Source organism: Leifsonia sp. 21MFCrub1.1 (genome assembly GCF_900107895.1).
GTDB classification, from domain to species: Bacteria; Actinomycetota; Actinomycetes; order Actinomycetales; family Microbacteriaceae; genus Leifsonia; species Leifsonia soli.
In genome coordinates this window covers 3470277-3487970 of the sequence record NZ_LT629867.1, presented here as the reverse complement: position 1 = coordinate 3487970, position 17694 = coordinate 3470277, and the positions used below count along the sequence as shown (strand labels likewise).

22 protein-coding genes are annotated in these 17694 nt (G+C 69.8%); 12 read left to right on the top strand and 10 right to left on the bottom strand.

Annotated elements, in window-relative coordinates; translation table 11 throughout:
• Positions 1-47 precede the first annotated feature (47 nt).
• Complete coding sequence (locus BLW09_RS16405; protein ID WP_089915187.1) at positions 48-800, bottom strand: winged helix-turn-helix domain-containing protein; 753 nt, start codon at positions 798-800, stop codon at positions 48-50.
• A 381-nt stretch (positions 801-1181) separates the two neighbouring features.
• Positions 1182-1814, bottom strand: a complete 633-nt coding sequence (gene upp / locus BLW09_RS16400; RefSeq protein WP_089915184.1) for a uracil phosphoribosyltransferase — start codon at positions 1812-1814, stop codon at positions 1182-1184.
• Between the two features lie 43 nt (positions 1815-1857).
• On the opposite strand from upp, the gene tadA reads away from it, so the two are divergent.
• Positions 1858-2325 (top strand): tRNA adenosine(34) deaminase TadA, encoded by a 468-nt coding sequence (gene tadA, locus BLW09_RS16395; RefSeq protein ID WP_089915181.1) that lies wholly within the window; start codon positions 1858-1860, stop codon positions 2323-2325.
• Positions 2326-2329: 4 nt separating this feature from the next.
• Here the strand turns inward: tadA and BLW09_RS16390 are convergent, their stop codons facing one another.
• Both BLW09_RS16390 and BLW09_RS16385 read right to left on the bottom strand, forming a co-directional pair.
• Complete coding sequence (locus tag BLW09_RS16390; protein ID WP_089915179.1) at positions 2330-3031, bottom strand: glutamine amidotransferase; 702 nt, start codon at positions 3029-3031, stop codon at positions 2330-2332.
• Entirely contained in the window at positions 3028-3990 is a 963-nt protein-coding gene (locus BLW09_RS16385) for a cation diffusion facilitator family transporter (protein WP_089915176.1), read from the bottom strand. The genes BLW09_RS16390 and BLW09_RS16385 overlap by 4 nt, the downstream gene beginning before the upstream one ends.
• A gap of 24 nt (positions 3991-4014) precedes the next feature.
• On the opposite strand from BLW09_RS16385, the gene proC reads away from it, so the two are divergent.
• Positions 4015-4860 carry a pyrroline-5-carboxylate reductase gene (proC, locus tag BLW09_RS16380; RefSeq protein WP_089915173.1) on the top strand — a complete coding sequence of 282 codons (846 nt, stop codon included), beginning with the start codon at positions 4015-4017 and terminating at the stop codon, positions 4858-4860.
• Positions 4861-4933: 73 nt separating this feature from the next.
• Here the strand turns inward: proC and BLW09_RS16375 are convergent, their stop codons facing one another.
• The 3 genes from BLW09_RS16375 to BLW09_RS16365 form a co-directional block, all read right to left on the bottom strand.
• Positions 4934-5821, bottom strand: a complete 888-nt coding sequence (locus BLW09_RS16375; protein WP_231946910.1) for a hypothetical protein — start codon at positions 5819-5821, stop codon at positions 4934-4936.
• A 129-nt stretch (positions 5822-5950) separates the two neighbouring features.
• Positions 5951-6622 carry a potassium channel family protein gene (locus BLW09_RS16370; protein WP_089915172.1) on the bottom strand — a complete coding sequence of 224 codons (672 nt, stop codon included), beginning with the start codon at positions 6620-6622 and terminating at the stop codon, positions 5951-5953.
• Complete coding sequence (locus tag BLW09_RS16365; RefSeq protein ID WP_089915169.1) at positions 6615-8054, bottom strand: TrkH family potassium uptake protein; 1440 nt, start codon at positions 8052-8054, stop codon at positions 6615-6617. The genes BLW09_RS16370 and BLW09_RS16365 overlap by 8 nt, the downstream gene beginning before the upstream one ends.
• A gap of 81 nt (positions 8055-8135) precedes the next feature.
• Between BLW09_RS16365 and BLW09_RS16360 the strand changes: the two genes are divergently transcribed.
• The 5 genes from BLW09_RS16360 (at position 8136) to BLW09_RS16340 (ending at position 9614) form a co-directional block, all read left to right on the top strand.
• Positions 8136-8561, top strand: coding sequence for an ArsR/SmtB family transcription factor (locus BLW09_RS16360; protein WP_089915166.1), 426 nt, complete (start codon positions 8136-8138; stop codon positions 8559-8561).
• A 41-nt stretch (positions 8562-8602) separates the two neighbouring features.
• Positions 8603-8815 (top strand): helix-turn-helix domain-containing protein, encoded by a 213-nt coding sequence (locus BLW09_RS16355; RefSeq protein WP_020075898.1) that lies wholly within the window; start codon positions 8603-8605, stop codon positions 8813-8815.
• Between the two features lie 70 nt (positions 8816-8885).
• Positions 8886-8984, top strand: coding sequence for a 30S ribosomal protein bS22 (locus tag BLW09_RS16350; RefSeq protein WP_003792170.1), 99 nt, complete (start codon positions 8886-8888; stop codon positions 8982-8984).
• 70 nt (positions 8985-9054) lie between these two features.
• Positions 9055-9318 carry a glutaredoxin family protein gene (locus tag BLW09_RS16345; RefSeq protein ID WP_089915163.1) on the top strand — a complete coding sequence of 88 codons (264 nt, stop codon included), beginning with the start codon at positions 9055-9057 and terminating at the stop codon, positions 9316-9318.
• Entirely contained in the window at positions 9315-9614 is a 300-nt protein-coding gene (locus BLW09_RS16340) for a Dabb family protein (RefSeq protein ID WP_089915160.1), read from the top strand. The genes BLW09_RS16345 and BLW09_RS16340 overlap by 4 nt, the downstream gene beginning before the upstream one ends.
• Before the next feature lie 56 nt (positions 9615-9670).
• Here the strand turns inward: BLW09_RS16340 and BLW09_RS16335 are convergent, their stop codons facing one another.
• Both BLW09_RS16335 and BLW09_RS16330 read right to left on the bottom strand, forming a co-directional pair.
• On the bottom strand, positions 9671-10372 hold the full coding sequence (locus tag BLW09_RS16335) for a GntR family transcriptional regulator (protein ID WP_089915157.1): 702 nt from the start codon (positions 10370-10372) through the stop codon (positions 9671-9673).
• Positions 10372-11040 carry a GntR family transcriptional regulator gene (locus BLW09_RS16330; protein ID WP_089915154.1) on the bottom strand — a complete coding sequence of 223 codons (669 nt, stop codon included), beginning with the start codon at positions 11038-11040 and terminating at the stop codon, positions 10372-10374. The genes BLW09_RS16335 and BLW09_RS16330 overlap by 1 nt, the downstream gene beginning before the upstream one ends.
• Positions 11041-11232: 192 nt before the next feature.
• Between BLW09_RS16330 and BLW09_RS16325 the strand changes: the two genes are divergently transcribed.
• A complete protein-coding gene (locus BLW09_RS16325) occupies positions 11233-12453 on the top strand; it encodes an isochorismate synthase (RefSeq protein WP_089915152.1) in 1221 nt (406 codons plus the stop codon).
• A 40-nt stretch (positions 12454-12493) separates the two neighbouring features.
• On the opposite strand, the gene BLW09_RS16320 is transcribed toward BLW09_RS16325, so the two are convergent.
• A complete protein-coding gene (locus BLW09_RS16320) occupies positions 12494-13348 on the bottom strand; it encodes a polyphosphate kinase 2 family protein (RefSeq protein ID WP_089915149.1) in 855 nt (284 codons plus the stop codon).
• A 135-nt stretch (positions 13349-13483) separates the two neighbouring features.
• On the opposite strand from BLW09_RS16320, the gene BLW09_RS16315 reads away from it, so the two are divergent.
• The 4 genes from BLW09_RS16315 to BLW09_RS16300 all read left to right on the top strand — a co-directional run bounded on the left by BLW09_RS16315 (position 13484) and on the right by BLW09_RS16300 (position 17684).
• Complete coding sequence (locus tag BLW09_RS16315; protein ID WP_089915146.1) at positions 13484-13870, top strand: hypothetical protein; 387 nt, start codon at positions 13484-13486, stop codon at positions 13868-13870.
• A gap of 101 nt (positions 13871-13971) precedes the next feature.
• Positions 13972-15180 carry a bifunctional demethylmenaquinone methyltransferase/2-methoxy-6-polyprenyl-1,4-benzoquinol methylase UbiE gene (ubiE, locus tag BLW09_RS16310; protein ID WP_157696988.1) on the top strand — a complete coding sequence of 403 codons (1209 nt, stop codon included), beginning with the start codon at positions 13972-13974 and terminating at the stop codon, positions 15178-15180.
• Positions 15181-15200: 20 nt separating this feature from the next.
• The gene (locus tag BLW09_RS16305) at positions 15201-16256 is read left to right on the top strand and encodes a polyprenyl synthetase family protein (RefSeq protein ID WP_089915143.1); all 1056 of its coding nucleotides are present in this window, start codon (positions 15201-15203) and stop codon (positions 16254-16256) included.
• Positions 16257-16286: 30 nt separating this feature from the next.
• On the top strand, positions 16287-17684 hold the full coding sequence (locus BLW09_RS16300; RefSeq protein WP_089915141.1) for an FAD-dependent oxidoreductase: 1398 nt from the start codon (positions 16287-16289) through the stop codon (positions 17682-17684).
• Positions 17685-17694 lie beyond the last annotated feature (10 nt).

Genomic DNA, 17694 nt, shown 5'->3' with positions numbered 1-17694 from the left:
AGCGGTAAGTCTTTGCGGACTCGACGGTGGGTGGATGCGGGGCGGGGTCAGAACAGGTCGGGGGAGGGGGCGCTCGCGTAGCGGATGGAGACGTCGGCATGCCGGTCGAAGCGGTATCCGACACCGCGGACCGTGCGCACGATGTCCTCGTAGCGGCCCAGCTTCGAGCGCAGACGGCGCACGTGGACGTCGATGGTGCGCTCGTTCGGGACCTCGTCCTCATCGGCGCCGCTCCACAGCGACGAGATGAGCTCCGAGCGCTCGATAGTGCGGCCCTCGCGGAGCACGAGGTACTGCAGCAGCTCGAACTCCTTGTACGTCAGGGCGACGGTCTGGTTGTCGAGCACGAGGCGCTTGCGGGAGATGTCGACGACGACCCCGGATGCTGCGCGGTCCTCGTCCTCGTCGACCGTGACCGCATGGCGGTGCTTGGCGATGGCGGCCGGGTCCTGCAGGGCGAGGCGCACGACATCCACGTCGCGTCCGCCGGCGCCGGCCGGGGCGAGGGCGACGGCCGCGTAGGTCTCGGCGGTCGGGGCGATCTCGGCAGTGAGGCGCTTGAGCGCCTCCACGATGCGACCGAGGTCCGTTCCGGCGGCGGCGGCCTTCGCCTCGTCGATGCCGACGTAGAGGACGAAGCCGCGGGCCTCGGTGCCCTCCGGCACGGCCCGGATGCGGGGAGCGGAGTCGACGGCCGGTGCGGGCGCGGCGGCGTCGGTCGGAGCCGCGGGGCGGATCGGACTGACGGGGGAGACGGCGGAGGTGCGGGGGAAGGCGGTGTCGACGGTGGCCAGAGACATGGGAATCGAGTCCTTAGTGATGATGTTCCGCATCCCGATGCGATGAAGCTCCGCGGGTACGGCGGAGTGCGGGGATTCGCGGGGAGTGTCGTGTTGTGTGCCCCTAGACGGCGGGGCGGATGCGCGGGAGCGTGAGTGTGGCGCTCCCGGGGAGCGTGCGCCCGGTCACGACGAGATGTCGTCGGAGGGCTGCTGCTCGGCGAAGGGTCGTCAGATCAGCGACACATTCGGCAACACATGACCGAGTCGCGGCCGGCCATCATCATGCCGGCATCCCCAAGGGCCTCGAAGGAGGTCAGGGTACGCGAGTTGTCAGTCATGCACGTTAGTAAAACCGACCATGACTCGCCGTGTCAAATCATTACGCACTATTGCGTGCGGCTACACCGTGCCGTAAAGGCGGTCGCCGGCGTCGCCGAGACCCGGGACGATGTAGCCGTTCTCGTTCAGGCGCTCGTCGAGGGCGCCCAGCACGATGGTCACATTGCGCCCCTCCGTCGCCTTCTCGAGAGCCTCCAGGCCCTCGGGGGCGGCAAGCAGGCAGATGGCCGTCACGTCGACGGCGTTGCGCGCGAACAGGAACTCGATCGCCGCGCCGAGCGAGCCTCCCGTTGCGAGCATCGGGTCCAGCACGAAGCACTGCCGGTCCGACAGATCCATCGGCAGGCGCTCGGCGTAGGTGGTCGGCTCGAGCGTCTCCTCGTTGCGCACCATCCCCAGGAAGCCGACCTCGGCCGTCGGCATGAGCCGCACCATCCCCTCGAGCATCCCGAGACCTGCGCGCAGGATGGGGACGACGAGCGGGCGCGGCTCGCTCAGGGCGACACCCATCGTGGTGGTGACCGGGGTCTGGATCTCGACGGGCTGCACGCGCACACCGCGCGTCGCCTCGTAGGCGAGCAGGGTGACGAGCTCCTCGGTGAGCTGACGGAACACCGGCGAGGGCGTCCGCTTGTCGCGGAGCACCGTCAGCTTGTGGGTGATGAGGGGGTGGTCCGCAACGTGCACTCGCATAGGCTCAAGGCTAGCCGAACCCCCGAACCCCGAGAGGACCGCCGTGAGCCTGCCGGTGCCCGTCGACTACGAGCAGTGGATGGGCCGAGCGCTCGCCGACGCCCGGCTCGCTTTCGACACGGGCGATGTGCCGGTGGCCGCCCTCGTGCTGGACGAGAACGGCGAGGTCATCGGGACGGGCCGCAACGAGCGCGAGCTCCGGCACGATCCGACGGCGCACGCCGAGGTGCTGGCCCTGCGGGAGGCGGCGGCGACGCGTGACGACTGGCACCTCGAGGGGTGCACGCTCGTGGTCACCCTGGAGCCCTGTGTGATGTGCGCAGGCGCGGTGCTCGCCGCGCGCATCCCCACGGTCGTGTTCGGCGCCTGGGACGAGAAGGCCGGCGCCGCGGGGTCGGTGTACGACGTCCTCCGCGACCGCCGGCTGAACCATCGCGTCGAGGTGTTCGCGGGTGTGCTCGCAGAGGAGTGCGGCGAGGTGCTTCTCGACTTCTTCCGGGCGAAGCGCTGAGGCCTCAGGCGGGTAGGCGCTCCAGCCACTCGGAGAAGGCTGCGCGCGACGCCTCCTGCATCCGCGCGGAATAGGCCTCCCGGTCGCGGCGGAGCGCCTCGGGGTCGATGGCCAGCTCATCCAGCTCGTTGTACCCGTCCGCGACCCACGCCTCGTGCATCTCGTCGGTCACCTCGGGGTGGAACTGCACCGCGAGCGCGAAGTCGCCGATCGCGAAGGCCTCGTTCGAGTAGTCGCTGGAGGACGCCAGCAGCGTCGCCTCCTCGGGCAGCTCGAAGGTGTCGCCGTGCCACTCCACCACGGGGACGCCCGTGAAGTGGCGGATCGGCGAGTCCGCGCCGGCCTCCGTCGGCTCGACCCGGCGGTAACCGATCTGGGTGGTGTCGCCCTTGTAGACGCGCTCGCCGAGCGCGCCGGCCATGAGCTGCGCTCCGAGGCACACGCCGAGCACAGGGCGCTCGGCGCCGATGCGCGCCCGCAGCAGCTGCTTCTCCTGCTCCAGGAAGGGGAACTCGTCGGTCTGGTACGCGCCCATCTCTCCGCCGAGGACGACGACGAGGTCGGCCTCCGCCGGGTCGATCGCCGAGACGTCCTCGGTGGTCGCATCCACGATCCGCAGGTCGTACCCGTGCTCGGTGAGCACCGGGCCGATGTTGCCGAGATGGATGCTGGGGTCGTGCTGCAGGATGACGGCAGTGCGGGTCACTCGAGTCCCTTGATGACGATGGTGTCGGTGGCCGGGGCGGCTTCGTTGGGGTCGACCCACACATCCGGCTCGATGTAGATGACGCGCGCGACCGGGACGGCCTCGCGGATGCGGCGCTCGACGACATCGATCGCCGCGGCGACGTCCGCCAGGCGGTGCTCGCCGGAGAACGCGAGCTTCGCCGCGACCATCAGCTCGTCCGGGCCGAGGTAGAGGGTCTTCATGTGGATGATGCGCTCCACCTCGGGGCCTGCGGTCACCGCGGCCTCGATGGCGGCGAGGTCGACGTCGGAGGCGCCCTCGCCCACCAGCAGGCTCTTCGTCTCGATGCCGAGCACGACCGCGACGGCGACCAGCAGGGCGCCGATGAAGAGGGTCCCGATGCCGTCCCAGACGGAGTTGCCGGTGATGATCGTGAGACCGACGCCGATCAGGGCGAAGACGAGACCGGTCAGCGCCGCCACATCCTCGAGCAGGACGACGGGGAGCTCGGGGGCCTTGGCGCGGCGCACGAACTGCGGCCACGACATCCCCTTCTTGTGCGGGCGCGACTCGTGGACCGCCGTGCGCAGCGAGAAGGACTCCAGGCCGATGGCGATGAGCAGCACGAGGATCGGCAGCCAGGCGTTCTCGAGCGGATGCGGGTGGGTGAGCTTCTCGATCCCCTCGTAGATCGAGAACACGCCGCCGACCGAGAACAGGATGATGGAGACGACGAAGGCGTAGACGTACCGCTCGCGGCCGTACCCGAAGGGGTGCTCGCGGTCGGCCGTGCGGCGCGACCGCCGGCCGCCGAGCAGCAGCAGCAGCTGGTTGCCCGAGTCGGCCACCGAGTGCACGCCCTCCGCGAGCATCGACGACGAGCCCGAGAACGCCCACGCGATGAACTTGGTGAGGGCGATCCCCAGGTTGGCCGCGAAAGCGGCGACGATCGCTCTGTTTCCGCCGGATGCGCTCATGCTCCTCATCCTAGGATGGGCCGCATGGACGACGCGCAGAACGTGACCCTTCCGACGATCGCGATGTTGGGTGCCGGTTCGATGGGACGGGCGATCCTGAGCGGCCTGCTCGCGCCCGGGGTGCAGGTCGCGGGGGTGCGGGTCACCAACAGGTCGGAGGCGCGCGCCGCAGAGCTCGCCGGGACGCCGGGGGTCACCGCGTACGCGACGGAGACGCAGGCGGACGCCAACCGGCTCGCCGTCGACGGGGCGCAGGTGGTGATCGTCGCGGTGAAGCCGGCCATGGTGCGCGACCTGCTCGCCGAGATCACCGGCTCGCTTGCGCCGGGGACCGTCGTGGTCAGCGTCGCCGCCGGGGTCACCACGGAGACGATGGAGTCGCTCCTCCCGGACTCGGTCTCTGTCGTCCGCGCCATGCCGAACACGCCGGCGGTCGTCGGCAAGGCCGTGACCGGCGTCAGCGCGGGATCGCGCACCGATCCGGACGACCTGGAGGTCGTGCGCGCGCTGTTCGAGACCGTGGGCGAGGTGGTCGAGGTCCCGGAGTCGCAGCTGGATGCGCTGAGCACGATCTCGGGGTCCGGTCCCGCATACGTGTTCCTCCTCATCGAGGCGCTGACCGAGGCGGCCGTGCAGAAGGGCTTCACACCGGAGCAGGCCGCCACGCTCGTGAACGGCACGTTCCTCGGCGCGTCCGAGCTGCTGGTGTCCTCGGGCGAGGACCCGGCCGAGCTGCGCCGCCGGGTGACCAGCCCGAACGGCACGACGGAGCGGGCGATCGCCGTCCTCTCCGAGGCCGACCTCCCCGCCCTCTTCGCCCGCGCGACCGACGCCGCCCTCGCGCGCGCCCGCGAACTCGCCGCCGGCTGACCCCCCGCCCCCCGCCCCCCGCCCCCCGTCGAGTCCGCAAAGACTTACCGCTTTTCGGGCGGATAGCGTGCAGTTATCGCGTACTCGACCGGCGGAGTGCTCGGCGGACCCGCAGGGCGACCTGGTCGAAGCTGTCCGCGGCGGTCACGAAGATCACATCCCATCCGGACTCGACGAGGCGCTCCCGCCGGCCGATGTCGTTCCTGTAGGTCGCCGTGTCAGTCCGATGGTGATCGCCGAGGTACTCGATGGCGACCCGGGCCGTCGGATACGCGAGGTCGATCATGGCTTCGACGCGTTCCCCGTCCGGCGACCGGACGACGTGGTTGAGTTCGGGGGACGGCAACCCCGCATCCTCGAGAGCCAGGCGGAGGCGCGACTCCTGCGGCGACAGTGATCCGTAACGGATGCGCTCGAGCGCCTGTCTCAAGGTCGTCACACCGCGCCGTCGACCGTGGCGGCGGACGGCTGCCTCGAGGTCGGCGCGGACCAACGGCGGCGGATGCTGCGAGTACGGCTCATCGCCCGTGATCAGGAAATCCCCGATGGCGACCAGGTCGGGGAGCCGTAGCCGAGTGCTCAGCTGGGCCCACGTGTCCTGCGCGGCGATCACCCGGAGTCCGTCGACCAGGACCCACCGGTGCTCGTCGGGCGTGAGCTGGTGCGAGACGATCCCGCGCAGACGTGGCGGGCGCGTCGGCTCGAACACGGAGATCTCCACCTCCGTGGGTTCGGCCCAGTTCGGCAGCGGCATCCCGTGAATCATGGCGGCCGAGCGGTGGCTGAACAGGGCCGCGCTGGGCAGGATGACCGCCGCCGCGTGACAGAGGGCGATATGACCCTCCGGCTCGGAGGCCGACCGCATCCCGAAGAAAGGTCGATGCAGCTTCTGCCCGTATACCGTGCGCCACGAGACACCGTCGCGCAGCAGCTCGCTCGTGCGGGCCCCGTTCTCGTCCATCCCTCTACCCAAGCGCCTCCCGCGTGCACCGGACCGCTCATCCACAGCCCCCACCGTCGAGTCCGCAAACTTTGCACGCTTGGGGGCACCGAAGCGTGCAAAGTTTGCGGACTCGACGGTGGAGGGGGGTCAGGCCTCGAGGGCGGCGAAGCGCTCGATGTCGGCGGACGCGCCGGAGACGATGACGAGGTCGTGGTCGGAGACCACGGTGTCCGGAGTCGCGTAGGTGAACGGCTTTCCCGGGCTCTTCACGCCGACGACGGTGATGTTGTACTTCGAGCGGACACCGGACTCGCCGAGGCGCAGACCCCGGATCGGCTTCGGCGGGTACATCTTGACCAGGGCGAAGTCGTCGTCGAACTCGATGAAGTCGAGCATCCGTCCGGACACGAGATGCGCCGCGCGCTCGCCCGCCTCCGCCTCCGGGTAGATCACGTGGTTGGCGCCGATCCGCTCCAGGATCTTGCCATGCGACTTCGAGATCGCCTTCGCCCAGATCTGCGGCACCTTGAGGTCGACGAGGTTTGCCGTGATCAGCACGCTCGCCTCGATCGACGATCCGACGGCGACGACGCCGATCGAGAAGTCCTCAGCGCCGATCTGCCGCAGCGTCTCGATCGAGCGCGCATCGGCCTGCACGGTGTGGGTGACGCGGTCCGCCCACTTCTGGACGAGGTTCGCATCCGTGTCGATGGCGAGCACCTCGCGCCCGAGGCGGTCCAGCTGCCCGGCGGTCGCCGCGCCGAACCGGCCGAGTCCGATGACGAGGACGGGCGCGTTGTGTCTGATCCGGTCAACCAACGAGCGGCCTCTCCTCCGGGTTGTGGTACAGCTGGCGCCGCTGGCTCTGGGCCAGCGCCGCGGCGAGTGTCACTGTACCAACGCGTCCGCAGAACATCGTCGCGGCCATGACGTAGACGCCCGCGTCCGGCAGCCGCTCGGTCAGACCGGTCGACAGACCGCAGGTGGCGAATGCGGAGATCACGTCGAACAGCACGTGGTCGAGGGGTGCCTTGGTGATCTGCAGGATGAGGATGCTGGACACCGCGACGATCGTCGCCCCCCAGAGCGCGACGGCGACCGACAGCCGCAGGACGTCGATGGGGATGCGGCGGCGGAACGCATCCATCGACTCCACACCGCGCGCCTCGGCGAACGCGGCCAGGAAGAGGACGGCCAGCGTGGTGACCTTGATGCCGCCGGCGGTGGATGCCGACCCGCCTCCGATGAACATCAGCATGTCGGTGACGAGCAGGCTCGACCCGTGCAGGTCGTCGATGGGGATGGTCGAGAAGCCTCCCGACCGCGCCATGGTCGACAGGAAGAACGACTGGAAGACGGTGTGCCCGGCGTCCAGGCTGCCGAATGTCTTCGGGTTGTCGTACTCCAAGACGATGTAGAGCACGGCCCCGGCGACGAGCAGGATGACCGAGGTCAGCAGCGTCAGCTTGACGTGGATGGACCAGCGCCGTCGCTTCTGACGCAGATTGGAGGCGATGGCCAGGATGACCGGGAACCCGATCGCGCCGAGGAACACGCCGATCATCAGCGCGCCGAGGAACCAGTAGTCGGTCGCGAAGGCGTCGATCCCCTCCCGGTTGGGCGTGAATCCGGTGTTCGTGAACGCCATCGCCGAGTAGTACACGGACTCCCATGCGGCCGTGCCGACGTCGATGCCGGCGATCAGCATCCGCGGGAAGAGCAGCAGGGCGACGCCGCCCTCGATGACGACCATGCTGATCGCGACGGTGGCGAGCAGCTTGCCGACCTCGCCCAGCCGCACCGCCTGGCCCTCGGCGACCGGGCCCCCGTGGACGCGGAGCGGGTTGCTGTCGCTGGCGGCCATCAGCTTCGCGCGGAGGCCGAGCTTGCGCGAGATGACGAGTCCGAGGATGGAGGCCATGGTCAGGACGCCGACGGCGCCCACCTGCACGCCGATGTAGACGAGCAGGTGTCCGAACACCGACCAGTGCGTCGCCATGTCGACGGTCGCGAGCCCGGTGACGCAGATCACCGAGACCGCGGTGAACAACGAGTCGGCGAGCGGCGTCCACCGCCCGTTCGACGACGAGATCGGCAGCGAGAACAGCAGCGTGAAGACGAGGATCAGCAGGGCGAACACGAGGATCGCGAACCGCGAGGGGCTCCGGGCCGCGAACCCGTTGACGGCGGCTCGGATGCGCCCGGCCGGGGACGTGGGCCGTCCGGGGACCGCCCGGGTGGTGGCGCTCATGTCTCGTCCTTCCCGTCGTCTTCGGCTGTCGGGCGGGCTTCGGACATGGTACTGCGTCGGGGGAATGGCTAGCCTGGGGACATGGCCGACATCTTCGACGTGATCGCCGATCCGACGCGGCGCGACATTCTGCGCGTACTGCTCGATCGCAATACGGACGCGGCGCATTCCGTGGGCGAGATATCCGTGTCCGAGATCGTCGCGACGCTCGAGCTGAGCCAGCCGACGGTGTCGAAGCACCTCAAGGTGCTGCGCGAGGCGGGCCTCGTGTCCGTCCGCGAGGAGGGCCAGCACCGCTACTACCGTCTGGATGCCGGTCCGCTGGTGGCGGTCGAGGACTGGATCATTCCGTTCACGGCATCCGACGAGGACATGGAGCTGAGCGTCCGGCTGGCGGAGGAGACGCGCGAGTTCGCGAGCACGGTCGGCAAGGTGCTCGCCGACACGCGTCATCGGGTCTCGTCGGCGACCGAGCGCGTGACGCCGAAGAAGTGGCGCAAGGACTGACCCTCCGCGAGTACGATGTCCGGAAAGGGGAGGACGGGCTCATGGCACACGATCTGAGAGACGTGCGCTTCCTGACGGTCGCCGAGGTGGCCGACATGATGCGCGTGTCCCGCATGACCGTGTACCGGCTCGTCCATTCGGGCGAACTGCCCGCCATCCGCTTCGGCCGATCGTTCCGTGTACCGGAGTCCGCGGTCGACCAGCTGTTGCAAGCCGCGACGTTCCGAGAGGGCGGCGTCGCGGACTCTGCGTGACGTCAGGTAGACTGGCTGCTCGTGTCGCCGCGCGCCCCGCGGCATGCCCCCGATTCTTTGTGAGGTCCACGTGGGTTCCGTTATCAAGAAGCGTCGCAAGCGTATGGCGAAGAAGAAGCACCGCAAGCTTCTTCGCAAGACGCGCCACCAGCGTCGCAACAAGAAGTAGACCTCGAGTCTGCGGCTCCAAGCGTCGGTCCGTCCGGTCCGGCGCTTTTTGCTGCGTCTAGAGTGGATTCGTGTCCACCGTCTCCCTGACTCTCATCGGCAAGCCCGGATGCCATCTGTGCGATGACGCGCGGGAGGTCGTCCACGCGGTCATCGATCAGCTGCCGGACGGCTCCCCCGAGGTCACGGTCGAGGAGCGTGACATCCTGCAGGACGCCGAGCTCCACGAGAAGTACGTGGAGGAGATCCCCGTCGTGCTCGTCGATGGACGCGTCCACACTTACTGGCGGGTCGACCCGGCACGCCTGCGCACCGCACTCCTGGAGGCCGAATGACCATCCGCCACGTCGTCTCGTGGAAGCTCGCGACCACCGATGGGACGGAGCGCGCCGAGCAGGCGGCCGAGATCAAGCGCGGTCTGGAGTCGCTTCCCCCCGTCATCCCGCAGCTGCGTTCGCTCGAGGTCGGCGTCAGCGCGGTGCCGGGCGACGACTTCGATGTCGTGCTGATCAGCGACTTCGACGACCTGGACGGCCTGCGTGCGTACGTCGAGCATCCTGCTCACGTCGAGGTGGCGGCATACATCCGGTCCGTCGTCGGCGCGCGCGCCGCGGTCGACTTCGAGGTCTGACGCGGCCGTCCCGGGAACGCGACCGGCGTCAGAAGACCGGCGTCAGAAGACCCGCGTCAGAAGACCGGGGTCTTGACGATATCCACGTCGCGGCGGCGGTAGTCCTCGAGGAACTGCGTGAGCGTCCTGGCGTAGAGGTCCTTCACCAGGTCTCCGGCCTTCGCGCCGTCGCGGTCCTTCGCGGCCGCGAGGATGCCGGCCAGCGCGCCGGCGAGGTCGTCGACCCCGAACGGCGTCTGCCAGACCGAGATGTAGCGGAGCAGCTGCGGGCTGAGGCCCTCGCTCACCGAGACGAGCACGTCGTTGCCTCCCGCGCGCGTCAGCTCGAGGAAGAAGTCGTTGAATGCGCGCCCGAGAGCCGGCAGGTCGTGCGCCTTCGCCGCCTTCTTGACCTCCTTCTGCGCCTTGTCGAGGCGGGTGACCACCGCGTTCTCGAGCGCGGGGACGTTCGTGCGCGCCGCATACTCGTGGAGGAGCCCGGTCGTGTAGATGGCCTCGTCGATCGCCTTGAGGTCGATCGGCGCGACGCGGGTGTACCGGTTGGGCGCCATTTCCACGAGCCCGATGTCGGCGAGCTTCATGAGCGCTTCGCGGATCGGGGTACGGGAGACGCCGAGCCATGCGGTCAGCTTCTCGTCGAGGAGCGTCTCACCCGGCTCGAGGGTGCCGTCGAGGATGCCCTCGTACAGGCGGGTGTAGACCACATCGCGCAGCAGCCGGCGCTCGACCGGTGCGGTGTCGCTCACGGGCAGCGGCATCAGCGGGCCTCCTTCGAAGACGTGGCGAACTCGTCGGCGATCGAGACGATCGAGGTGTCGAACAGGTCGCGGGTGGCGCGGGCGGCCTTGTCGGCCTTGCCGGCGACTGCCGAGTCGATCAGGGTCTTCAGCGTGGGGGTGGCCTTCTCGAGCGGCGCTGACGAGGGGGCGGCCTTGAGCGCCCGCTGCACCTCGGGGAGGTGCCGCTTGAGCAGGCGCGCGATGGTCGCGTTGTCGAGGCGGCGGACGAAGACGCCGAGGAAGCCGTCGGCGGAGAGCCCTGTGCGGATGGCCTCGGAGGCGTCCGCGGACGAGAAGGAGCGCAGCGTCTCCCGGTCGTCCTCGGTGAGAAGCGGTGTCGCGTCGCGCACGACCCCGGCGACGAGCACGCCGACCGTGGTGAGCAGTTCGCGCAGCCGACGGGACTCGATCGGCGTGACGCGCGTGCGGCGCTGGGGGAGGATCTCGACGAGGCCCATGGCGGCCAGCTGGTTGAGCGCTTCGCGGACGGGCGTGCGGGACACCCCGACCCAGCGCTCGATCTCGGCGTCGTAGAGCTGCTCGCCGGGGAGCAGGTCGCCGTCGACAATCGCGTCGAGGAGGCGCAGGAAGACTTCGTCTCGGATCAGCCGCCGGGGGCTGGCGGCTCCGGTCACGGGCACGGGCATAGTTGGATGTTACATCCAGGTGGATCGGTCATCGTCCTGATGTACTGAGTGTCGAACGCGCGCATTGCCTACTCTTGAGGCCCGGCGCATCCATGGAGTCCCCATCCGGTGTCCAACGGGCGCACAGCCTCGCGGGCGTAGGCTGGCCTGGTGAGATCAGCCCCGACCGCTCGGCGGGAGACGGGCGTTACGGTGCTCGTGGCCGAGACCGCACCGCTCGACGACGTCCGCCAGCTCATCCCCTTCCTCGACTCCCGCGCACCCTTGCTGTGGCTGCGCAAAGGCGAGGGGATGGCCGGGATCGGGGAGGTGCTCCGGCTCGACTTCACCGGGCCGGATCGCATCGAGCAGGCATCGGCAGCCTGGCGCGCGACGGCGGCCGCCGCGACCGTCGACGACGCCGTGCGCACGCCCGGAACGGGGCTCGTGGCGTTCGGCACATTCGCGTTCGACGACGAGAGCACGGCCACGAGCACTCTGATCGTGCCGGAGATCGTCATCGGGCGCCGAGGCAGCCGCAGCTGGGTCACGCGCATCCGTCGCGCCGATGCTCCGGCGACAGGTGACCTGCCTCGGCCGACGGCTTTCGGCGACGAGTACCGGCTGGCGCTCCTGCCCGGGCAGCTGGGCGGGGACGGCTACCGTTCGGCCGTCGCGGCCGCAGTCGAGCGCATCCGCGAACAGGACCTGTCGAAGGTGGTGCTCGCTCGGGATCTCCGCGGCCACCTGCCGGTGGAGTCCGACCTCCGCCGTGCCCTGGTGGAACTCGCGCTCGGCTACCCGGACTGCTGGACCTTCGCGGTGGACGGCCTGGTCGGCTCGTCGCCGGAGACCTTGGTGCGCGTCCACCACGGGACGGTGACGGCGCGCGTGCTGGCCGGGACGATCTCCCGCGGCTCCGACGCGTCGCGTGACGCCGCAGCGGCCGCCGAGCTGGTGGCCAGTGCGAAGGATCAGGGCGAGCACCGCTTCGCCGTGACGAGCGTGATGGATGCGCTCCGCCCGCACAGCGCGGACCTCGCCGCGAGTGACGAGCCCTTCACGCTCAAGCTCCCGAACCTGTGGCACCTCGCGACGGACATCGCGGGCATGCTGAGCGACGGATCCAGCTCGCTCGACCTCGCCGCTGCACTGCACCCGACGGCCGCGGTCGCCGGGACGCCCCGCCGCGAGGCCCTCGCGCTCATCCGCGAGCTGGAGCCGTTCGACCGCGGGCGCTACGCCGGACCGGTCGGCTGGGTCGGCGGGGATGGCGACGGGGAGTGGGCGATCGCGCTGCGGTGCGCCCAGGTGACGCCGGACGGCGATCTGACCGCCTACGCGGGCGCCGGCATCGTCGCGGACTCCGACCCGGAGCGCGAACTCGCCGAGACGACGATGAAGTTCCGGCCGATCGTGGAGGCCTTCGGCTGACGCCGTCCGGGCTCCCGGGCTCCCCGGGCCCGACGGGCGATCAGGAGGCGGCCAGCCGGCGCTTCTGCTCCTCCACGTCGTAGTCGGGCATCGGCCACTCCAGGTCGAGTCGCTCGAGTGTGTGGATCAGCAGCTGCTGCACGGCCACCCGGGCGTACCACTTGTGGTCGGCGGGGACGACGAACCAGGGAGCCTCCGCCGTGGTCGTCCGTTCGAGGGCGATCTGGTACGCCTCCTGGTAGTCGTCCCATCGGAGACGCTCGTCCACATCGGCCGGGTTGAACTTCCACAGCTTCGTCCTGTCGTCGAGGCGGGCTGCGAGTCGCTTCTTCTGCTCGCCTCTGCTGATATGCAGCATCACCTTGACGATGGTGGTTCCCGACTCGGCCAGCTCGTGCTCGAATCCGGTGATCGCGCCGTAGCGGCGCTCCAGCTCGTCCGGCGGCGCCAGCTGCCGGACCCGGCCGATCAATACGTCCTCGTAGTGGGACCGGTCGAAGACCCCCACCTGCCCGGCGGAGGGGACCTCGCGCCAGATCCGCCAGAGGAAATCGTGCGCGAGCTCCTCCGGTGTCGGCTTGCCGAAGCCCGCGTAGTGGACCCCGCCGGGGTTCATCGCGCCGATGACATGCGAGACGATGCCGCCCTTCCCGGCGGTGTCCATCGCCTGGAGCACGAGGAGGACGGAGCGGGTGTCGCCCTCCCGCCCGCAGGCGTACAGCTTCTCCTGCAGTTCGGCGAGCTTGTCCCGCCCCGCCGCGAGCGCATCCTGCCCTTCCGTCTTGCCTCCGTCGAAGCCGGGGGTGCCGTCGGTGGGCTGGTCGGCGAGGTCGAACCCGGGCCGCACACGGAGCAGCTCGGAGGGGTCCGTCGTCCAGAACGTGTCCTTGGGCACCGTCGCTCCTCACCCGTGGGGCGGCCGTCCGCCCCGCGATCTCTGGGATCGCCATGGTAGTCCCGCCCGCGCAGATGTGGTCTAGCCGCGGGTCGGCGCCCCGCATTACGGTGTGCGCGATGAGAGGGGACTGAGATGGGCACCTTCTGGAATGCGTTCCTGTACGTCTTCTGGATCTTCGCGTTCGTGGCGTTCGTGATGATCCTGTTCACCGTGCTGGTCGACCTGTTCCGTGACGACAAGCTGAACGGGTGGTGGAAGGCCGTCTGGGTGATCTTCCTCATCTTCGTCCCGCTGATCACGGTGCTCGTGTACCTGATCGCCCGGGGACGCGGCATGGCGGAGCGGAGCATGGCGCGTCGGGCGCAGGTCCCGGAGGACGACGACTGGGGGTCGAAGCCGACGGCGTCGGCGACGCCGGCGGCCGACATCCAGCAGGCGCAGGCGCTGCTCGACCAGGGTGTGATCTCGCCCGGAGAGTTCGACGCACTGCGGGCCAAGGCGCTCGGGCAGCGCTTCTGATGCCCGATCGCACTCCGTCGCGGCGGCTCGCCCGGCTGACCGTTCGGCGTGCATCCTGCCGTCGGCATGCACCCGCTGACGCCGCAGCCTAAGCTGGTGGGGTGAGTAAGGCCGACCTCAGCAAGCAGCCCGCGCAGGTCGCCGCCATGTTCGACCAGGTGTCGACGCGCTACGACCGGACCAACAACGTCCTGTCGGTCGGCAATGCGGCACTGTGGCGCGTCGCGACGACCCGCGCTGTCGATCCGCGCGTCGGAGAGACGATCCTCGACGTCGCGGCAGGAACCGGCACGTCCAGCGCGTCTCTCGCCCGCAACGGGGCGTCCGTCGTCGCCGCCGACTTCTCCGCGGGGATGATCGAGGTCGGCCGGCAGCGCCAGGCCGGCAACCCGTTCATCCGCTTCGTCCAGGCGGACGCGACCGACCTCCCGTTCGACGACGACACGTTCGACGCTGTGACGATCTCGTTCGGCCTGCGCAACATCGTCGACCCGAAGAAGGCGCTCGCCGAGTTCTACCGGGTGGTGAAGCCCGGGGGCCGCGTGGTGGTGTGCGAGTTCTCCCGCCCGCCGCTCGCCCCCGTACGTGCCGGGTATTCCGCCTACCTGAAGTTCGGGATGCCGGTGCTGGCTCGCGTCGCGAGCTCCAACCCCGCCGCCTATGAGTACCTCATGGAGTCCATCGAGGCGTGGCCGGACCAGCGTGCGCTCGCCGGGTGGATGCGCGAGGCCGGATTCGAGCGCGTCGCCTACCGCAACCTGACGGCCGGGATCGTCGCCCTCCATCGCGGCTTCAAGCCGGAGCGCCCGCCCGTACCGGTCGAGACCGTCGCCGAGACGCCCTCGTCGGATGCCGAGCCCTCGGCTCCGTCGAAGAAGCCCGCCGGTGGGTCGCCGTCCGCGGCGAAGCCTGCTGGTGCGGCCAAGCCTGCCGCGGCGAAGCCCGCTGGTGCGGCCAAGCCTGCCGCGGCGAAGCCTGCCGGCGCGGCCAAGCCTGCCACGGCGAAGCCCGCCGGCGCGGCCAAGCCTGCTGCCGCGAAGCCCGCTGCCGCGAAGCCTGCCGCCGCGAAGCCCGCCGCGGCGAAGCCGTCCGCCGCCGCCAAGCCCGCCGCCGCGAAGCCGTCCGCCGCCGCCAAGCCCGCCAAACCAGGCACGACGGCCAAGCCCTCCGCTCCGAAGTCCGGCGCGGCACAGCCTGCGGCGCCCAAGCCGAAGCGCTCGACCTCTGCCGGCTCCGCCTCGCGGCCGGCATCCGCCGGACCCGCCGGCTCCGAAGAGTCTGCGTCCACCATCCCGTCCGAGGGGGAGTAGTGCCACGAAGTGTCCCGGCTGTGCGGCGTCCGTCGCTCACCAGCCAGCTCGGCTTCACCGAGCGGATCTTCCTCCGCGGTGACGACCGCGAGCTCGCGAACGCCGTCGATGCCGGGCTCGCCCAGGTCGAGGAGAGCCTGCACCAGGAGATGCACTTCGCGGACAATCTCGCGGACGTGACGGCGCGGTACCTCCTCGAGGCCGGCGGCAAGCGGGTCCGTCCCATGCTGACCCTCCTGGCCGCCCAGCTGGGCGGAGGGACGAACGCCGACGTCATCCAGGCGGCATCGGCCGTCGAGATCACCCACCTTGCGTCGCTCTACCACGACGACGTCATGGACGACTCCCAGATGCGGCGCGGTGTTCCGAGCGCGCAGTTCGTCTGGGGCAACTCCGTCGCCGTGTTGACCGGCGATCTGCTGTTCGCCCGCGCGAGCAAGCTGGTCTCCGCGCTCGGCGAGCGCGCCATCCAGCTCCAGGCCGACACGTTCGAGCGGCTGTGCCTCGGCCAGCTGCACGAGACCATCGGTCCCCAGGAGGGCGAAGACCCGATCGAGCACTACATCGGGGTGCTCGAGGACAAGACCGGCTCGCTGATCGCGGTCGCCGCCCAGATGGGCGTTCTCTTCTCGAACGCTCCGGCGGAGTTCGACCAGCCCGTCGTGGTGTTCGGCGAGAAGATCGGCGTCGCCTTCCAGCTCATCGACGACGTCATCGACCTGTCGTCGGAGGGTGTGGCCCAGACCGGCAAGACCCCCGGCAACGATCTGCGCGCCGGCGTCGCGACCCTTCCCGTGCTCCGCCTCCGCGAGCGCGCCTCCACCGACCCCGAGGCGGCGGCCCTGCTCGATCGTCTCGAGCGCGACGTCATCGGCTCGGCCGAGGACGGCGAGGTCACGCCCGCGGCCATGGACGCCATCGCCGCGCTCCGCGAGCACGACGTGACCCGCCAGACGCTGGAGGAGGCGCACCGCTGGGCGCGTGAAGCGGTGGAGGCGCTCGCGCCCCTTCCGGACGGCCCGGTGAAGAAGGCCCTGATCAGGTTCGCGGACACGATCGTCGAACGCTCCAGCTGAGCGACCTGCAAACCCAGAAGGAATCAACGAATGACCAAACTGCGACTGGCCATCGTCGGCGCCGGGCCGGCGGGCATCTACGCCGCCGACATCCTGCTGAAGGCGGAGCGGGGCTTCGACGTGTCGATCGACCTGTTCGAGCAGCTCCCCGCGCCGTACGGCCTCGTCCGCTACGGCGTCGCCCCGGACCACCCGCGTATCAAGGGCATCATCACCGCGCTGCGCGAGGTGCTCGACAGCGGTGACATCCGCATCTTCGGCAACGTCCAGTACGGGCGCGACATCACGCTCGACGACCTCAAGCGCCACTACAACGCGGTCATCTTCGCCACCGGCGCCGTGCGCGACGCCGACCTCGAGATCCCCGGGATCCAGCTCAGGGGCTCCTACGGGGCTGCGGACTTCGTCAGCTGGTTCGACGGGCACCCCGACGTTCCGCGCACCTGGCCGCTCGACGCGAAGTCGGTGGCCGTGATCGGCAACGGGAACGTCGCGCTCGACATCTCGCGCATGCTCGCCAAGCACGCCGACGACCTGCTTCCGACGGAGATCCCGGACAACGTCTACGAGGGCCTCAAGAACTCGCCGGTGACCGACGTGCACGTGTTCGGCCGGCGTGGTCCCGCGCAGGTCAAGTTCACGCCGCTGGAGCTGCGCGAACTCGGCGAACTGCGCGATGTCGACATGATCCTCTACGACGAGGACTTCGACTACGACGAGCAGTCGAAGGCCGCCATCGCCAGCAACAAGCAGGTGATGGTCATCGACCGCGTCCTGCAGCAGTGGCGCAAGCGCGAGGTCGGCAGCGCGTCGCGCCGGCTCCACCTGCACTTCTACGCCCGGCCGCTCGAAGTGGTCGGCGACGACGACGGCAACGTCCGTGCCCTGCGCTGGGAGCGCACGGAGCCGGACGGCGAGGGCGGCGTGCGCGGCACTGGCGAGATCCGCGAACTCGAGATCGACGCGCTCTACCGTGCCGTCGGCTACTTCGGATCGCCTCTGCCCGGCATCCCGTTCGACCGCAAGCACGGCGTCATCCCGAACCATGAGGGCCAGGTGCTGCGCAAGGGCGACAACGAGCGCATGTACGGCGTGTATGCGACCGGGTGGATCAAGCGCGGGCCCGTCGGGCTCATCGGTCACACCAAATCGGATGCCATGGAGACGATCAAACATGTCATCAACGATCAGGGCAATTGGTGGTCGCCCACCGACCCCGACGAGCAATCTGTGGAGAACCTGCTCCGCGAGCGGGGTGTGGAGTACACGACGCTCGACGGCTGGCACAACCTCGACGCGTACGAGCAGTCCCTCGGCGCCGAGCGCGGCCGGGTGCGCGTGAAGGTCGTCCCGCGCGAGGAGATGGTGCGGGCCTCCAACGGGGAGCCGGTCGGAAGCGGACCGGCAGCCGGACAGGCCGCCGAGTAGGCGACCTCGG